Origin of the sequence: Anoxybacillus eryuanensis, from assembly GCF_051200995.1 — a bacterium.
Lineage (GTDB): Bacteria > Bacillota > Bacilli > Bacillales > Anoxybacillaceae > Anoxybacillus > Anoxybacillus tengchongensis.
This window is the reverse complement of record NZ_JBPODS010000001.1, coordinates 384,743-400,053: the sequence shown is the minus strand read 5'-3', so window position 1 is coordinate 400,053 and position 15,311 is coordinate 384,743. Positions and strand designations below refer to the sequence as shown.

General features: G+C 46.0%; 12 protein-coding genes and 1 riboswitch. Of the genes, 9 read left to right on the top strand and 3 right to left on the bottom strand.

From position 1 onward, the window contains the following. From HNQ84_RS02110 to cobO, 6 genes are read left to right on the top strand one after another with little or no spacing between them, the layout of a single operon-like run. Window positions 1-1,080 (top strand): cobalt-precorrin 5A hydrolase, encoded by a 1,080-nt coding sequence (locus tag HNQ84_RS02110; protein ID WP_435620981.1) that lies wholly within the window; start codon window positions 1-3, stop codon window positions 1,078-1,080. Beyond that, a complete protein-coding gene (locus tag HNQ84_RS02105; RefSeq protein ID WP_435620980.1) occupies window positions 1,062-2,435 on the top strand; it encodes a cobyrinic acid a,c-diamide synthase CobB in 1,374 nt (457 codons plus the stop codon). Before HNQ84_RS02110 ends, HNQ84_RS02105 begins: the two co-directional genes overlap by 19 nt. Further along, on the top strand, window positions 2,428-3,942 hold the full coding sequence (locus HNQ84_RS02100; protein ID WP_435620979.1) for a cobyric acid synthase: 1,515 nt from the start codon (window positions 2,428-2,430) through the stop codon (window positions 3,940-3,942). Before HNQ84_RS02105 ends, HNQ84_RS02100 begins: the two co-directional genes overlap by 8 nt. Next, a complete protein-coding gene (cobT, locus tag HNQ84_RS02095; protein WP_435620978.1) occupies window positions 3,932-4,957 on the top strand; it encodes a nicotinate-nucleotide--dimethylbenzimidazole phosphoribosyltransferase in 1,026 nt (341 codons plus the stop codon). The genes HNQ84_RS02100 and cobT overlap by 11 nt, the downstream gene beginning before the upstream one ends. Next, on the top strand, window positions 4,950-5,699 hold the full coding sequence (gene cobA / locus HNQ84_RS02090; protein WP_183248515.1) for a uroporphyrinogen-III C-methyltransferase: 750 nt from the start codon (window positions 4,950-4,952) through the stop codon (window positions 5,697-5,699). Before cobT ends, cobA begins: the two co-directional genes overlap by 8 nt. Further along, complete coding sequence (gene cobO, locus HNQ84_RS02085) at window positions 5,693-6,214, top strand: cob(I)yrinic acid a,c-diamide adenosyltransferase (RefSeq protein WP_080730293.1); 522 nt, start codon at window positions 5,693-5,695, stop codon at window positions 6,212-6,214. Before cobA ends, cobO begins: the two co-directional genes overlap by 7 nt. Before the next feature lie 40 nt (window positions 6,215-6,254). Here the strand turns inward: cobO and metH are convergent, their stop codons facing one another. Continuing rightward, the gene (gene metH, locus HNQ84_RS02080) at window positions 6,255-9,644 is read right to left on the bottom strand and encodes a methionine synthase (RefSeq protein ID WP_435620977.1); all 3,390 of its coding nucleotides are present in this window, start codon (window positions 9,642-9,644) and stop codon (window positions 6,255-6,257) included. Next, the gene (locus HNQ84_RS02075) at window positions 9,637-11,484 is read right to left on the bottom strand and encodes a bifunctional homocysteine S-methyltransferase/methylenetetrahydrofolate reductase (protein ID WP_435620976.1); all 1,848 of its coding nucleotides are present in this window, start codon (window positions 11,482-11,484) and stop codon (window positions 9,637-9,639) included. Before HNQ84_RS02075 ends, metH begins: the two co-directional genes overlap by 8 nt. A gap of 68 nt (window positions 11,485-11,552) precedes the next feature. Next, a riboswitch (SAM riboswitch) is annotated at window positions 11,553-11,655 on the bottom strand. Between the two features lie 197 nt (window positions 11,656-11,852). Between HNQ84_RS02075 and HNQ84_RS02070 the strand changes: the two genes are divergently transcribed. Then, entirely contained in the window at window positions 11,853-12,020 is a 168-nt protein-coding gene (locus HNQ84_RS02070; protein WP_435620975.1) for a hypothetical protein, read from the top strand. On the opposite strand, the gene HNQ84_RS02065 is transcribed toward HNQ84_RS02070, so the two are convergent. Continuing rightward, the gene (locus HNQ84_RS02065; RefSeq protein ID WP_004891900.1) at window positions 12,007-12,498 is read right to left on the bottom strand and encodes a YajQ family cyclic di-GMP-binding protein; all 492 of its coding nucleotides are present in this window, start codon (window positions 12,496-12,498) and stop codon (window positions 12,007-12,009) included. The two genes, HNQ84_RS02070 and HNQ84_RS02065, sit on opposite strands and share 14 nt — an antisense overlap. Before the next feature lie 167 nt (window positions 12,499-12,665). Between HNQ84_RS02065 and HNQ84_RS02060 the strand changes: the two genes are divergently transcribed. Both HNQ84_RS02060 and HNQ84_RS02055 read left to right on the top strand, forming a co-directional pair. Further along, a complete protein-coding gene (locus tag HNQ84_RS02060; RefSeq protein ID WP_435620974.1) occupies window positions 12,666-13,631 on the top strand; it encodes a BMP family lipoprotein in 966 nt (321 codons plus the stop codon). 12 nt (window positions 13,632-13,643) lie between these two features. Then, window positions 13,644-15,296 carry a methyl-accepting chemotaxis protein gene (locus tag HNQ84_RS02055; RefSeq protein WP_435620973.1) on the top strand — a complete coding sequence of 551 codons (1,653 nt, stop codon included), beginning with the start codon at window positions 13,644-13,646 and terminating at the stop codon, window positions 15,294-15,296. Window positions 15,297-15,311 lie beyond the last annotated feature (15 nt).

Sequence of the window (15,311 nt, the reverse complement as noted above, 5' to 3'; positions counted from 1 at the left end):
ATGTATGCCGTTGTAGCGATTACGAAACATGGGGTAGAAATCGCAAGAAAACTGTATGACCAACTTCCGCATGCGCACGTTTATTACACTGATAAATTTGCAAAAGGCGACGAAGCGAAAAAAGGCATTCATTTATTTTCGGGAAACGTTCGCTTCCTGTTGGCGGAATTGTTTTCCGCATATCGCGGGCTCATTCTTATCATTTCACTCGGTGCTGTTGTGCGCATGATTGCTCCGCTATTAAAAGATAAAAAAACAGATCCTGCCGTTGTTGTGATTGATGATAAAGCAGAACATGTCATTAGTGTATTATCTGGTCATTTAGGAGGAGCCAATGAGCTGACAAGAAAAGTGGCGAATTTACTTGGCGCTCGTCCGGTCATTACGACAGCATCCGATGTGCAGCAAACGATTGCGGTTGATTTATTCGGTCGCTCGTTCGGATGGGAATGGGAAAATGAAAACAATTTGACGCCTGTGAGCGCTGCTGTCGTCAACGAACAACACGTCGCGATTGTACAAGAATCAGGAGAACGCAACTGGTGGACGTATGATACGCCGATTCCATCAAACATTCGGCAATATGCTTCGATTGCCGAAGCGCTTGAAGCGGAGCCGGATGCGGCGCTCGTTGTGACGCATCGCTTGCTTGAAAAAGAAGAAGAAGCAATTTTACAAAACGGGGTGTTGTATCGTCCGAAAGTGATCGTCATCGGCGTCGGATGCAATCGCGGAACGAGTGCAGAAGAGATTGAACGAGTGATTTGCGATACGTTGCAGCAGCTCCGCTTCTCTATGAAAAGCGTGAAAGCATTATGCACAATTGATTTAAAAAAGGACGAGGAAGGTTTATTAGCTGTCGCAAATAAATATAAGTGGCCACTTATTTTTTACACGGCAGAACAATTAAACGCTGTCCCGATCGATGAACCGTCTGAAACAGTGTTTCGTTATGTAGGGGCATACGGCGTCAGCGAACCTGCCGCGAAGCGATATAGCGGACAACAACAACTTGTTTTAACGAAGAAAAAAAGCGGTAACGTGACGATTTCGATTGCGCTATGGGAGGGAGAGCGGTGAGAAGAATTGTCGTGGCGGGAACGGGAAGCGGTGTTGGGAAAACAACGGTCACGCTCGGATTAATGAGCGCATTTAAACAAAAAGGATATGTTGTTCAAGGATTTAAATGTGGGCCAGATTACATTGATCCGACATATCATACAGCGGTGACGGGAAGGCGATCACGCAATTTAGATAGTTGGATGGGGAATGAAAACGTTGTGCGCGACGTATGCAAAAGAGGAAGCGAAGGAGCGGATCTTTCCATTATTGAAGGGGTTATGGGGCTATTTGATGGAAAGCGGGCGACAACAAATGAAGGATCGACTGCGGAAATTAGCATCATGACCGAAAGCCCTGTATTATTAGTTGTTGATTGTTCAGGAATGGCGCGTAGCGCCGCAGCGATTGTACGCGGCTTTCAATCGTTTCATGAGCGCGTTCGAATCGTTGGCGTCATTGCGAATCGGGTCGGAAGCGAAGGACATTTTCGGCTTGTGAAAGAAGCGATTGAACAACAATGTCACATTCCTGTCGTCGGCTATTTGCAAAAAGAGAGCGATGTAACGATTCCAGAGCGCCATTTAGGTCTTGTTCCATCTGTCGAACGAGGAGAACTTCAGCCGTTTTTTGATGAGCTTGGCAAGCGAACGTCTAAAACGGTTGATTTGGATGCAATATGGGAATTGGCGGAGGCGAATGATCTATCAAGCGCGCCTTTTTTTAAACCGAAGCAAACGTATGACGTGCGTATTGCCATCGCGAAAGATGCCGCATTTCATTTTTACTACGAAGAAAATTTGGAGATGCTTCAGGCGTATGGAGCGACGCTCGTGTACTTTTCACCGCTTGCCGGCGAACGTGTACCAGATGACGTTGACGGTTTGTACATTGGGGGGGGATTTCCAGAGGAATTTGCCGCGGAACTGGCGCGTCATGAAGAAGTAAAACAGTCGATTGTCGAAGTGATTGAAAGTGGTTTGCCGACGCTTGCGGAGTGCGGGGGATTTATGTATTTAACAGAAGGGATCGTGACGACAGCTGGGCAATATTACGAAATGGTCGGCGTCATTCCTGGGCATGTGCGCATGCAACGAACGCTTGCGGCGCTCGGCTATCGCGAAGTGATGGGAGCAGAAGGAAACTTTTTGTTTGAACAAGATCGAGCGAAAGGGCACGAATTTCATTATTCAACATTTATTCCGAGAACGGAAGGGAAGTTTGCGTATGAAGCAAAAGGGTTGCGCGGATGCAAAAAAGATGGTTATATGAACAAACGCCTCGTCGCTGGTTACGTTCATTTTTATTTTCCATCCAACCCTTCGATTGTTGAGCGATGGCTGAAAACGTGTGGCGAGGTGAAGTGCGATGCGTAAGGCGCTTCCGATTATGTTTCAAGGAACGCATTCAGATGCTGGAAAAAGTGTCATTGCGACCGCTTTTTGCCGCATCTTTGCACGAAACGGCTGGAAGACGGCACCGTTTAAATCGCAAAATATGTCGCTTAATTCATATGTAACGATCGATGGAAAAGAAATTGGGCGCGCGCAAGGGGTACAAGCGGAAGCGGCAGGTGTGTTGGCAACGACGCATATGAACCCGATTTTAATTAAGCCGAGCCGCGATCAAGAAGCGCAAATTGTCGTGCATGGAAAACCGTATGCAAATATGAAAGCAACCACTTATCGCAACGAGTTTTTTGATATCGGGCTTGAACTCGTTCGTCAGTCGCTCGACACATTGATGCAACAATACGATCGTCTTGTCATTGAAGGAGCTGGCAGTCCGGCGGAAGTGAATTTAAATGATCGCGAGCTCGTGAATATGCGCGTGGCGCGTATGGCGAATGCGCCTGTCGTGCTTGTTGGTGATATTGAGCGTGGTGGAGTGTTTGCGAGTTTAGTCGGTACGTTGCAACTGTTAGAGGAACAAGACCGCAAGCGTATCATCGGGGTCATTATTAATAAATTTCGTGGCGACCGTTCGCTTCTTCAGCCCGGACTGCATTGGCTTGAACAATATACAGGCGTGCCGGTGCTCGGCGTTGTGCCATATGTGCCTATGCGAATCGATGCTGAAGATTCGGTGACGCTTTCTCGCTATGCGACAAAAAGAGATGATACGAAAGCGATTGATATTGCGGTCATCCAATATCCGCGCATTTCGAACTTTACAGATATCGATCCGTTGTTTGCTGAACCGGATTGTTCGGTGCGGTTTGTGACGGATGCTTCGGTATTAGGCGAGCCCGATATGCTCATTTTGCCAGGAAGTAAAAATACGATTGAAGACGCTCGCTTTTTAAAAGAAACAGGACTGTTTTCTGCGATTCAGCGTTTGTATGAGCGAACAGATGTGACAATGATCGGCATTTGCGGCGGCTATCAAATGCTCGGACAATGCATTAAAGATCCATTTCACGTCGAAACACTGCTCAATCATATTGATGGATTAAGTTTGCTGCCGGTGGCAACGACGCTTGCCCGTGAAAAAACGACGGTGTTATGTGAAGGAAGATTAACCTATAAAAACAAAACGTTTCATGTAAAAGGATATGAAATTCATATGGGACGTTCGATTGTGAAACACGGTGAGCCACTTATTTTGCTCAACGGAAAAACAGATGGGTGTAAAACGAAAGATGAGCGCGTGATTGGAACGTATATGCACGATTTGTTTCATAACGATGCGTTTCGTCATCACTTGTTAAATGATATGCGGTGCAAAAAACAGCTTCCACCACTAGTGGAGCGACCGCTTTATCGGCAATTACGTGAGCAAGCATTCGATGATCTGGCAAATTGCATTGAAACACATGTCGATGTAAAAGCGATTGAACAAAAAATGATCGCATTTCAAGGGGGAGAGGATCATGCTTTATAAACAAATCGGGGAAGAAGTGCGCAACTATATTGATCAACTAACAAAACCGCGTGGCAGTCTTGGACGGCTTGAGGAACTAGCGATCGAGGTTGCGAAAATGACAGGGGAACGTTTTCCGCGCGTGACACCGCCGGGCGTGCTCGTCTTTGCAGCCGATCACGGCATCGCAAAAGAAGGGGTGTCTGCTTATCCGCAAGAAGTAACGGCGCAAATGGTGCTTAATTTTGCACGTGGCGGAGCCGCAATTAACGTATTTAGTAAACAAATTGACGCCACGTTTGCAGTTGTCGATGTTGGTGTGGCGGTTGATATTCATGAAGAAAGCGTCATCAATGAAAAAGTGGCGTACGGAACGAACAATTTTGCGTACGAAAAAGCGATGACGAAAGAAGACGCAGAGCGAGCAGTGCAAGTCGGATATCGGCAAGGAAACCGAATGATTGACAGCGGTATTCGTTGTTTGATCGTTGGGGAAATGGGAATCGGAAATACGACAACTGCAAGTGCATTGTTAGCGGCAATGAGCGGTCGCCACGTTGCAGAGCTTGTCGGGAAAGGAACAGGCATTCATAATGAGGCGGTGAAACATAAACGGGCAGTCATTGAACGAGCACTTATGCTTCATCAGCCGAACGCGTCTGATCCGATTGATTTATTGACAAAAATCGGCGGACTTGAAATTGCAGCGATGGCAGGGGCGATGATGGCAGCGGCGGAGCGGCGCATTCCAATTTTGCTTGACGGTTTTATTTGTACCGTTGCCGCACTTGTTGCGACACGTTTTGATGAAGACGTCGTTCATTATATGATTGCTAGTCATGAGTCTGTGGAGCCAGGGCATCGCATCGCCCTTCAGTTGTTAAACAAAGAGCCGCTCGTTCGTTTACATATGCGCCTTGGCGAAGGAAGCGGAGCAGCGGTCGCCTTTCCGATTGTCAATATGGCAATGGCGATGCTTCGTATGGCGACATTTTCGTCAGCTAACGTATCAACTGGGAGCGATCATCATGAATAAAGGAAAAGTATACATTGTTGGTGCAGGTCCTGGTGATCCGAAGCTGATTACTTTATATGGACGGGAGTGTATCGAAAAGGCGGACGTTATTATTTACGATCGGCTCGTCAATACGCAGTTGTTAACTTATGCGAAAGAAGAAACAGAGTTTTTATATTGTGGCAAAGAGCCAAAAAAGCACGGAAACATTCAACAACAAATTCACAAATGGCTTGTGGAATATGCAATGAAAGGAAAAACGGTCGTTCGGTTAAAAGGTGGTGATCCGTTTATGTTCGGTCGCGGCGGCGAAGAAGCAGAATATTTACGAGCACATGGCATTCCGTATGAAATCGTGCCGGGTGTGACAGCTGGTGTGGCCGCGCCAGCATATGCGGGCATTCCGGTGACGCATCGCAACTATGCGGGTGGAGTCACGTTTATTGCGGGACACCAAAGCGGGGAACGTGATCGCATTCGCTGGGATGCGCTCAGTCATGCGACGGATACAATTGTATTTTATATGGGGATGGGAAATATCGGTTACATTTGTGAACAGCTGCAACGTCATGGAAAAGATGGCCATACACCTGTCGCAGTAATTGAATGGGCAACGACAAATAAGCAGCGGACGGTCGTTGGCACGTTACAAACGATTGTTGACATCGTACAAGAGAAAAAACTTTCTTCTCCTGCCATTATTGTCGTCGGGGATGTTGTGAAGCTGCATGATCGGTTAAAGTGGGTGGAAGAAACGTGGTGATTGTTTATACGGGAGACGGAAAAGGGAAAACGACTGCAGCAGTCGGTCTTGCTGTTCGCGCGGCAGGACATGGAAAAAAAGTGATTGTCATTCAATTCATTAAGTCGCCGCACCGTCCATATGGTGAGGCGAAAGTATTACAGCAGCTCGGCATTGGCGTGCATCAAACAGGTGTAGGATTTACATGGACGAAAACGCCGACCGAGCATCGCGAAGCGTTACAAAAAGGGTGGGCGCTCGCGAAAGAACGTGTGCTGTCAGGAGAGTACGATATCGTTATTTTAGATGAGCTAAACGTCGCGTTAGCGATTACATCGTTTCCGATTGATGATGTTTTGCCACTTCAAGATGTTGTGCATACGTTGCTGAATAAGCCAGCGCATACGCATGTTGTCGTGACAGGAAGAGGCGCAAAAGAGGACATCATTCAACTTGCTGATTTAGTGACGGAAATGAAAGAAGTGAAACATTACTATCATCAAGGCGTTCAAGCGATGAAAGGGATTGATTTATAAAGAATGGATATTGTGAAAAAGCTGATGGCGATCAGCTTTTTCACAACACGTTAAAGTATCTTGCTTCGGGATGGGCGAAGACGATCGCTGAAACGGACGCTTCTGGTTCCATCATATAGCCTTCCGTTAAATGAATGCCGATTTCTTCTGGGCGTAAAAGGCGGAACAGCTTTTCTTGGTCTTCCAGATTTGGACAAGCAGGGTAGCCGAAAGAAAAACGTTGTCCTTGGTATTTTGCTGCAAACCGTTCTTCCATTGTAAAATCAGGCGAATCAGGAAAGCCCCAGCGGTCGCGCATAATTTGATGAACGCGCTCCGCTAATCCTTCTGCGAGTTCAAGCGCTAACGCTTGAATCGCATGGCTTTTTAAAAACTGCCCTTCTTCTTTGAAACGTTGGGCTAAATCGCGCACGCCTCGGCCAGCGGTGACGGCAAATAGCCCGACGTAGTCGATTTGTTCACGAGAAAGATAGTCGGCTAAACATAAATACGGTGCTTTCGTTTGTCTTGGAAACGTAAATGTCTCGATAACTGTTTGTTGATCGCGCGGGTCGTAAATGACGACCGTATCGCCGTCGCTTTTTGCTGGGAAAAATTGATATACCGCTTTTAGTGCAAGTGACGTTGTTTGTTTGGCTTCAGCGAGCAGTTCGTCGATCAACTCTTTTAACATCGTCGCTTTTTCATTTCCTTCCGCCAGCAGTTTTTTAACGTTTCCTTTTAAACCGAGATGGTGACCGAGAAGCATTTGCCAATTGACGTACGGTTCAATATGGGAAAGCGGAATGTGTGGCAATATATGTCGCTCTGTATCGGTCGGAACATAAACAGGCGCTGGCTTCACGTTCGATTTTGTCATAACGGCGACGGCGCTTTGTCGTTTTGTGACATGTTCGATTTTTTCTTTTTTCTCATAGGCGATGTCTTGTTGGACGATGCGATTCGCAAGCGAAAGTCCTTCCATCGCGTCTTTCGCATATAAAACGATGCCGTCATATTCCGGGGCAATTTTCGTATCGGTAAATTTGCGCGATAACGCTGCACCGCCGACTAAAATCGGTAGCGAAATGCCCGCTTGTTTTAAGTCTTGGGCGGTGAGCACCATTTGTTGAGCCGATTTCACAAGCAACCCCGATAAGCCGATCATATCGGGCTGTTCGTGACGTACCGCTTCGATGAGCTGTTGGGGTGTTACTTTAATGCCTAAATCGACGACGCGAAATCCGTTGTTGCTTAAAATAATGTCGACTAAATTTTTGCCGATGTCGTGCACATCGCCTTTGACGGTCGCAAGCAACACTTTTCCTTTCACGCTCGTTTCGTTTTTTTCCATATATGGCTCTAAAAAGGCGACGGCTGCTTTCATCACTTCTGCGCTTTGCAACACTTCGGCAACGATAAGCTGGTTATCGTTAAATAGGCGACCGACTTCGTCCATTCCGTTCATCAGCGGACCGTTAATAATGTCAAGCGGGCTGTACGTCTGTAAGGCGAGCGTCAAATCTTCGATCAGCCCATCTTTCGTTCCTTCAATGATATATGTGGCGAGCCGTTCTTCTAACGTCATATGGACGTCTTTTTGTTTCGGCTGTTTCGTTTTATCGCGATAAAATTGAATAAACGCGTTTAACGTCTCATCGTTTGTGTCAAATAACAACGCTTCGGCTAAGCGCACTTCTTCTTCTGGAATGGAAGCGAATCGCTCTAATTTTTCTGTATTGACGATTGCATAATCAAGTCCCGCTTGTGTGCAATGGTATAAAAAGACGGAGTTTAACACTTCGCGTCCGACAGGTGGCAAACCGAAGGACACGTTACTAATGCCGAGCATCGTTAAACAGTTTGGCAAATGTTGTTTGATGAGACGAATGCCTTCGATCGTTTCTTTTGCTGCGCCGATGTATTGTTCGTCTCCTGTGCCGATCGGAAAAACGAGCGGATCGAAAATAATATCGTGTGGTGAGACGCCATATTTGTTAACAAGCAAATCGTATGAACGAAGGGCGATGTCTAGCTTTCGTTTCGCGTCAATCGCCATCCCTTGTTCGTCAATCGTGCCGACGACGACCGCTGCCCCGTATTGATGAAGAAGCGGAACAATTTTTTCAAAGCGTTCTTCGCCGTCTTCTAAATTAATGGAGTTGATGATTGCTTTTCCTTGCGAATACGACAAGGCGCAGGCGATGACGTCTTCATCGGTCGAGTCGATAACGAGCGGCACTTTCACTTTTTTCACGACTTGTTGAATAAATTGCTCCATATCTTCTTTTTCATCGCGGTCAGGGTCCGCCAAACAAATGTCGATGACGTGCGCCCCATTTTTTACTTGGGCACGGGCAATTTCTGCCGCTTCTTCGTATTTGCCTTCCGCGATGAGCCGCTTAAATTTGCGCGAACCGATGACGTTCGTTCGTTCGCCGACAAAGAGCGGTCGCATCGTTTCGTCATAAATAAGTGCATCAATGCCTGAGACAGCGTGCATCGCAAACTGTTTCGGGATCGCACGCGGTGGAATGTCGCGTACAGCTTCGGCAATCGCTTGAATATGTTGTGGCGTCGTGCCGCAACAGCCGCCGACGATATTTAGCCATCCTTTTTCGGCAAATTGGCGAATTTTTTTTGCGAGCATGTCTGGCGTTTCGTGATAATGTCCTTCTTCGTCAGGAAGACCAGCGTTCGGATAGCAGCTGACGGCGGTGTTCGCTAATGAAGCGAGTGAGCGCAAATGATCGGTCATAAATTCAGGACCTGTTGCGCAGTTTAAACCGACCGCAAATGGTTTCATATGTTGAATGGAAATAAAAAACGATTCGATCGTTTGTCCGGCAAGCGTTGTTCCCATCGGTTCAATCGTTCCAGAAATCATAAGCGGCACTTGCTTTCCAACCGTTTTGAACGCTTCGGTAATGCCGAGAAAAGCAGCTTTCACGTTTAACGTATCTTGGCACGTTTCTAACAACAACAAATCGACGCCGCCAAGCAGTAAGCCGCGCGCTTGTTCTTCGTAGGAAGAAACGAGTTCAGCAAACGTTGCTCCTCCTGTGACGGACAGCGTTTTTGTCGTCGGACCTATCGAGCCAGCGACAAAGCGCGGGTGTGCAGTCGTCGCATATTTTTCTGCCGCGCGTTTCGCGAGTTTCGCGGCTTCGATATTTAATTCAAGCGCCAAATGGCCGAGGTTGTATTCGTCTAAGACGATGCGTGTTGCTCCGAACGTATTCGTTTCAACGATGTCTGCTCCTGCGGCAAAATAAGCTTCATGAATATGTGAAATGACGTGCGGGGCAGTGAGTGTTAAATATTCGTTACACCCTTCGTACGCTTCACCGCCAAAATCGTCCGCTGTTAAGTTTGCCGATTGAATCATCGTTCCCATCGCACCGTCAATAATTAAAATCTTTTTCTCCAGCTGTTCAAACAAACTAGCCATAGTAAACCGTCCTTTCTTTTGTGAGCCGCTCTTTTTCATGAATGTAGCGAACGAGTTCGACCGTCATGTCGTAGCGTAAAAATGGCGTAATTAAATAGATACCGCGGAATAAATCGAATGCGGCGTCGATGAGTGATTTAGCGATCGCCAAGCCTTCTTTTGTTGATTGAACAGGATTGTTGGCGCACGCAGCCATGCGGGCACGAATGTCGTCTGACAGCGTAATGCCTGGCACTTCATGATGTAAAAAGTCCGCGTTGCGCGCGCTTGTGAGCGGCATAATGCCGATGTAAATCGGCGTTGGTAAATGTTTTGTCGCTTCATATACGTCTTCGATTTGTTTTTCGCTATACAGCGGTTGTGTTAAAAAGTAGTGCGCACCGCATTCGATTTTTTTCTCTAGCCGTTTCACTGCTTTATCTAAATGGCGCACATTCGGGTTAAAGGCCGCAGCGATGGAAAAGTTCGTTTTTTGTCCGAGCGGTTTACCTGAATACGAAAGCCCTTCGTTAAATTGCCGAATTAATGAAATGAGGTCAAATGATGATAAATCGTATACGGACGTTGCGCCTGGAAAATCGCCGACTTTGGACGGATCACCGGTTAAAGCGAGCACGTCGGTCATGCCGAGCGTATGAAGCCCCATTAAATGCGACTGCAAGCCGATTAAGTTGCGGTCACGGCATGTAATATGAATAAGTGGGCGCATATTTAGCTGTTGTTTGACGATCGTTCCGACGGCGACGTTGCTAATGCGCGGTGTCGCAAGCGAGTTGTCGGCAAGCGTTAGCGCATCAATATGTGCTTCTTTTAACGCTTTTGCGCCTTCTAAAAAATTCGTTAAGCCGAGTTTTTTTGGCGGATCGAGCTCAACGATAATCGAACGTCGTGTGCGTGCGATGTCGGCGAGGGAAGGCTCTTTCGTTTGTTCTGCTTCTTGAACGACGATTGTATGTCGTTGTTTTACTTCTTTTTTATATACAGGTGTGCGATCGGGAAGGGCGCGAGCAATCGCGGCAATATGTTTTGGCGTCGTGCCACAACAGCCACCAATGAGTCGTACTCCTTGATCACGAAACGCGCGGGCTGTTTCTTCAAAATATTGTTCGCTCGTTTCGTAAATGAATCGTCCGTCGCGGTATTGTGGCAAGCTCGCGTTCGGGTACACCGATAAAAAGGCGCGCGTTGGAATCGGCACTTCTTCGAGCGAACGCAACATATGATATGGACCGAGATGACAGTTTAAGCCGACGACATCGGCGCCAAGTAGTTCTAACTGACGAAGCGCTTCAGCAAGCGGTATGCCGTGCTGCAAGACGCCAATGTCATGAAGCGTGACGTGGGCGATGATCGGCAACGTCGTTTCTTTCCGAGCGATGGAAAGAACGGTTTGCAATTCTTCGAAATCGTAATACGTTTCAAGTAAAAGTCCGTCAACTTCTTCGTCTAACAACACATACAGCTGTTCACGGAACGTCCGTTTCACTTCTTCAAGCGAAATCGTGCTTTTGTTTGTGCTGCGCAATCCTCCGATCGTACCGAGCACGTAGGCGCGTCCTTTTGAGGCTTGTTTGGCAAGTTGGACAGCCGCTTTATTGATTTCTTTGACATCGTCTTGCAAGCCGTAGCGAGCAAGTTTTACATAGTTGGCGCCATATGTGTTCGTTTGGATCACTTCAGCGCCTGCTTCGATATACGCTTCGTGAATATGAACGATTTCTTCCGGTTTTGTTACGTTTAATTCTTCAAAACAACGATCGATGCCGTGCGCATATAATAATGTCCCCATCGCTCCATCGGCGATGACGATGCGTTGTTTTAAATCGTCTAACAGTCCCACGTCCATTCCTCCGTTTCTTTTTCAAACTAAAAAAGTCTTCTCCATAAGAAGAAGACGTTGTGCGCTCCTTCTTATCTTCCAAGCGAATCGCTTGTCTGGACTTAGCACCTTGACGATCGTCAGGTTGCTGAAGGTTCATCGGGCCAGTCCCTCCCCTTCTCTCGATAAGATGTTATATGAAGTTACTCATAAATGTAACTGATTTTTTAGAAATATTCAACTATTTTTAATCGGAAAAGCGCAAAGCGCCCCAATTTCGCCTAAAGGCAGCCCGCATCCTGCGGGCAACGGCGAAATGTCGCCATCCTTGGCTCCACGAAGAGCGCACAAGCCCCACCGAGGAGGCTCATCCAAATCAAAGCTTTGGCTTGCGTGGGATATTTCAAGGACGCAAACTCAATGTGTTGCCGCCGAAAGAAGGGGTGGAGCGATTCGAGCCGATGGCGCTTGGAGCTAGACAGTTTTATATATCTGAAATTTCTAACTTATTTATCTTTTTAAAAAAGAAGGCTGTGCGCCTTCTTAACGATAGTTGACGAATTGGACGTCGATTGGCAAGTCTGCTTCGCGAATGGCGGCAATCACTTTTTGTAGATCGTCTTTACTTTTGCCGCTGACGCGAATTTGGTCTTCTTGAATTTGACTTTTTACTTTTAAACCTGTATTTTTAATGATTGTGTTAATTTTTTTCGCATTGTCTTTGTCGATGCCTTGAACGAGTTTGGCACGTTGGCGCACCGTTCCGCCAGAGGCGGGTTCAATTTTTCCGTATTGAATGTTTTTCGTTGGCACACCGCGCTTAATGAGCTTGCCGATGAGCACGTCTTTGAGTTGCTCGAGCTTAAATTCATCGTCAGAAATTAAAATGAGTTCATCTTTTTCAAGTGAAATGTCGCTTTTGCTTCCTTTAAAATCATAGCGGTTTTGAATTTCTTTTAACGCGATGTTGACGGCGTTTGTTACTTCTGACAAATCGACTTTCGACACAATATCAAATGAACTTTCTTTTGACATATACATCACCTCAATATAAATTCGTTGTGTTTCCATTATAGTCGATTGTTGACATATGAACAACTTTACAAAATCTTTATATATAAAAAGTAAACAAACTGTCGAATGTTGTCGATATAATAAATGAAGTGAGATTTGATCGAAAGATAAGGAGATGAGGGAATTTTATGAAAAAAATGATTTCACTCATGATGGCATTTGTTTTGTTGCTTGCCGCTGGGTGTTCACAAACGAGCTCCTTTCAGCCGAAAGAGCGAATAAAAGTGGGAATTATGTTATCAGACGTTGGACTTGGCGATCAATCGTTTAGCGACTCGGCATTTCAAGGGTTAATGAAAGCGAGAGATGAGCTCGGCATCTTTTTTGACTACCGTGAGTTAAAAGAAACAGGAACGTATGAAAAAGGGTTAACAGAACTCGTTGAAGCAGGAAACGATCTCGTCATCGGACTCGGTTTTATGGTGCAACAAGATTTAGAAAAAGTCGCCAAAAAATATCCGAAACAGCAATTTATATTAATTGACGCGGTATCTGACCTCCCAAACATTACGTCCATTACGTTTAAAGAAGATGAAGGGAGCTTTTTAGCAGGTGTTGTCGCAGCCATGCTGACGAAAACAAACAACGTCGGCTTCGTTGGTGGAGCGGATGTGCCATTGATTCGGAAGTTTGCGAACGGCTTTATTCAAGGGGTAAAAGCGGTGAAGCCAGAAGCAAACGTGCAAGAAGTGTATGCCGGCAATTTCGGTGATGACAAGCTTGGAGCACAAATTGCCAAACAAATGATTGCCAACGGCGCAGATGTGTTGTATGCGGCGGCTGGGTTTACAGGTGTCGGGGTGCTACGCGAGGCGGAGATGAACAAAAAGTACGCGATCGGTGTCGATAGCGACCAATATTTTTATGCGGAAAAAGCGGTGGTCACATCGATGTTAAAAAATGTAGATGTTGCTTTATATACGGTCATTAAACAGTATGTTGAAAAGAAAGAAGTGCCAAAAGGAACGGTCGAACTTGGGTTAAAAGAAAACGGCGTCGATTTAGCACCGATTCGTGTCGTGACGCTCAGTCCAGAGCAACAGGCGACGCTTGAAAAATGGAAAGAAAAAGCGACAAACGGCATCACGCAATAAAGGAGGGATACGATGTCGATTAAACAACGATTATTATTTCATTCATTAGCAACGCCAGTCATTGCCGGCGCTATTATTGTGTTTATTATTATAAATATGCTTTCGATTCAATCGTCCAACCAAGATTTCGTGCCGCTTATGATGAAGGCGCAACATTTGCAAGCAGAGCTGAAAGCAACGAAACAAAGTTTAAGCAACTATGCGTATAGTCCAACAGAAGGAAATAAACAAGAAGTATTCATTCATCTTGAAGAATCAGAAAAGTTGCTTCGCGTATTAAATAAAGGACTGACTCAATCGTACATTCGTGCTGCACTTGAACAAGCGAATAAAAAATTTGACGTGCTAGCAAAAGAATCGAAAGCGGCACTTGATGCGCGGAACGTAGCAGAAATTCGCCGCCAATCGATGCGAGCAGAAGGGGTATTGAACGACATATATGTCGTCAACGCATATGTGAGCGAATATTATACGTACATGCAACAAACGTTACAAAAACAAATTTCAGGCGTCATTACGATTTCAATTGTTGCGATTGCAGTGGTGTTATTGTTTGCAGGATTTAGCGGATTTAGACTAACACAAAAAATTACGGTGCCGCTAAGAAAAATCGCTGAAAATGCGAAACGAATTGCAAGCGGCGATTTGCGCATTGAGACTGTGAAGTATAGCGGGAGAGACGAGCTTGCTGATTTAAATGAGGCATTTGCAACGATGGCTGATCAGCTGAATAGCTTGCTTCAATCGGTTGATACAGTAAGCAAGCAAGTGGAGACGTTTGCGAAAGAAATTGATGAGGAAACAAAAACGTTAACAGAAATTAATAATCAAGTAGCTGTATCAACAAACGAATTGTCCGCTGGAGCGCAAAGCATTTCTGAAGACTTACAACATGCGGTACAACTCATTGAACGAATGGAACATACTGTACAAGAAAACGTAGGGCGCACCGAACAAACGGCTCGTTATAGCGATGAAGCGGTCGAAGCGATTGTTCACGGTCAAGCGGCGTTAGCGGAACAAAAAGCGTTTATTGACGAAAATGCACAAGCGACTGCCTCCATTGAACAATCGACGGAACAGTTTGCGACGTATGCAAGAAAAATCGAAGATATGGCAAAAGCAGTATCCGACATTGCGACGCAAACGAACTTATTGGCGTTGAATGCGGCGATTGAAGCAGCGCGGGCAGGAGAAGCAGGAAAAGGGTTTGCGGTTGTCGCTGAAGAAGTGCGCAAACTTGCGGAAGAATCATCGAAAGCGACAAGCCAAATTTTTGAGATGGTTCATCTCATTCAATCGGGGTTAACGAACGTCACCGAAGCCGTTCGTCGTGGGGTAGATATTGCTGAAGCACAAACGAAAGCCATTGAAACGACGACGGAGGCGTTTAGTGCCATTGAGAACAAAGTACACCATATTACGACTGATATTCAAGCGCTTGTCATCGGCATGAATGAATCGAAAGAACTTGGCAAAAACGTCTTGCAAAACGTTGAAAGCATTAGTGCGGTCGTTGAACAATCGGCAGCAGGCAGCGAAGAAATTGCCGCGTCGATGGTGGAGCAGTTAGAAGCGTTCAAAAAAATGAGCGAAAAAGTGACGACGTTGCGTCAACTTACCGATGATTTACAACGGACGATGGCAAAGTTTCAAATGAAATAGAAAAAGATGCTCCGC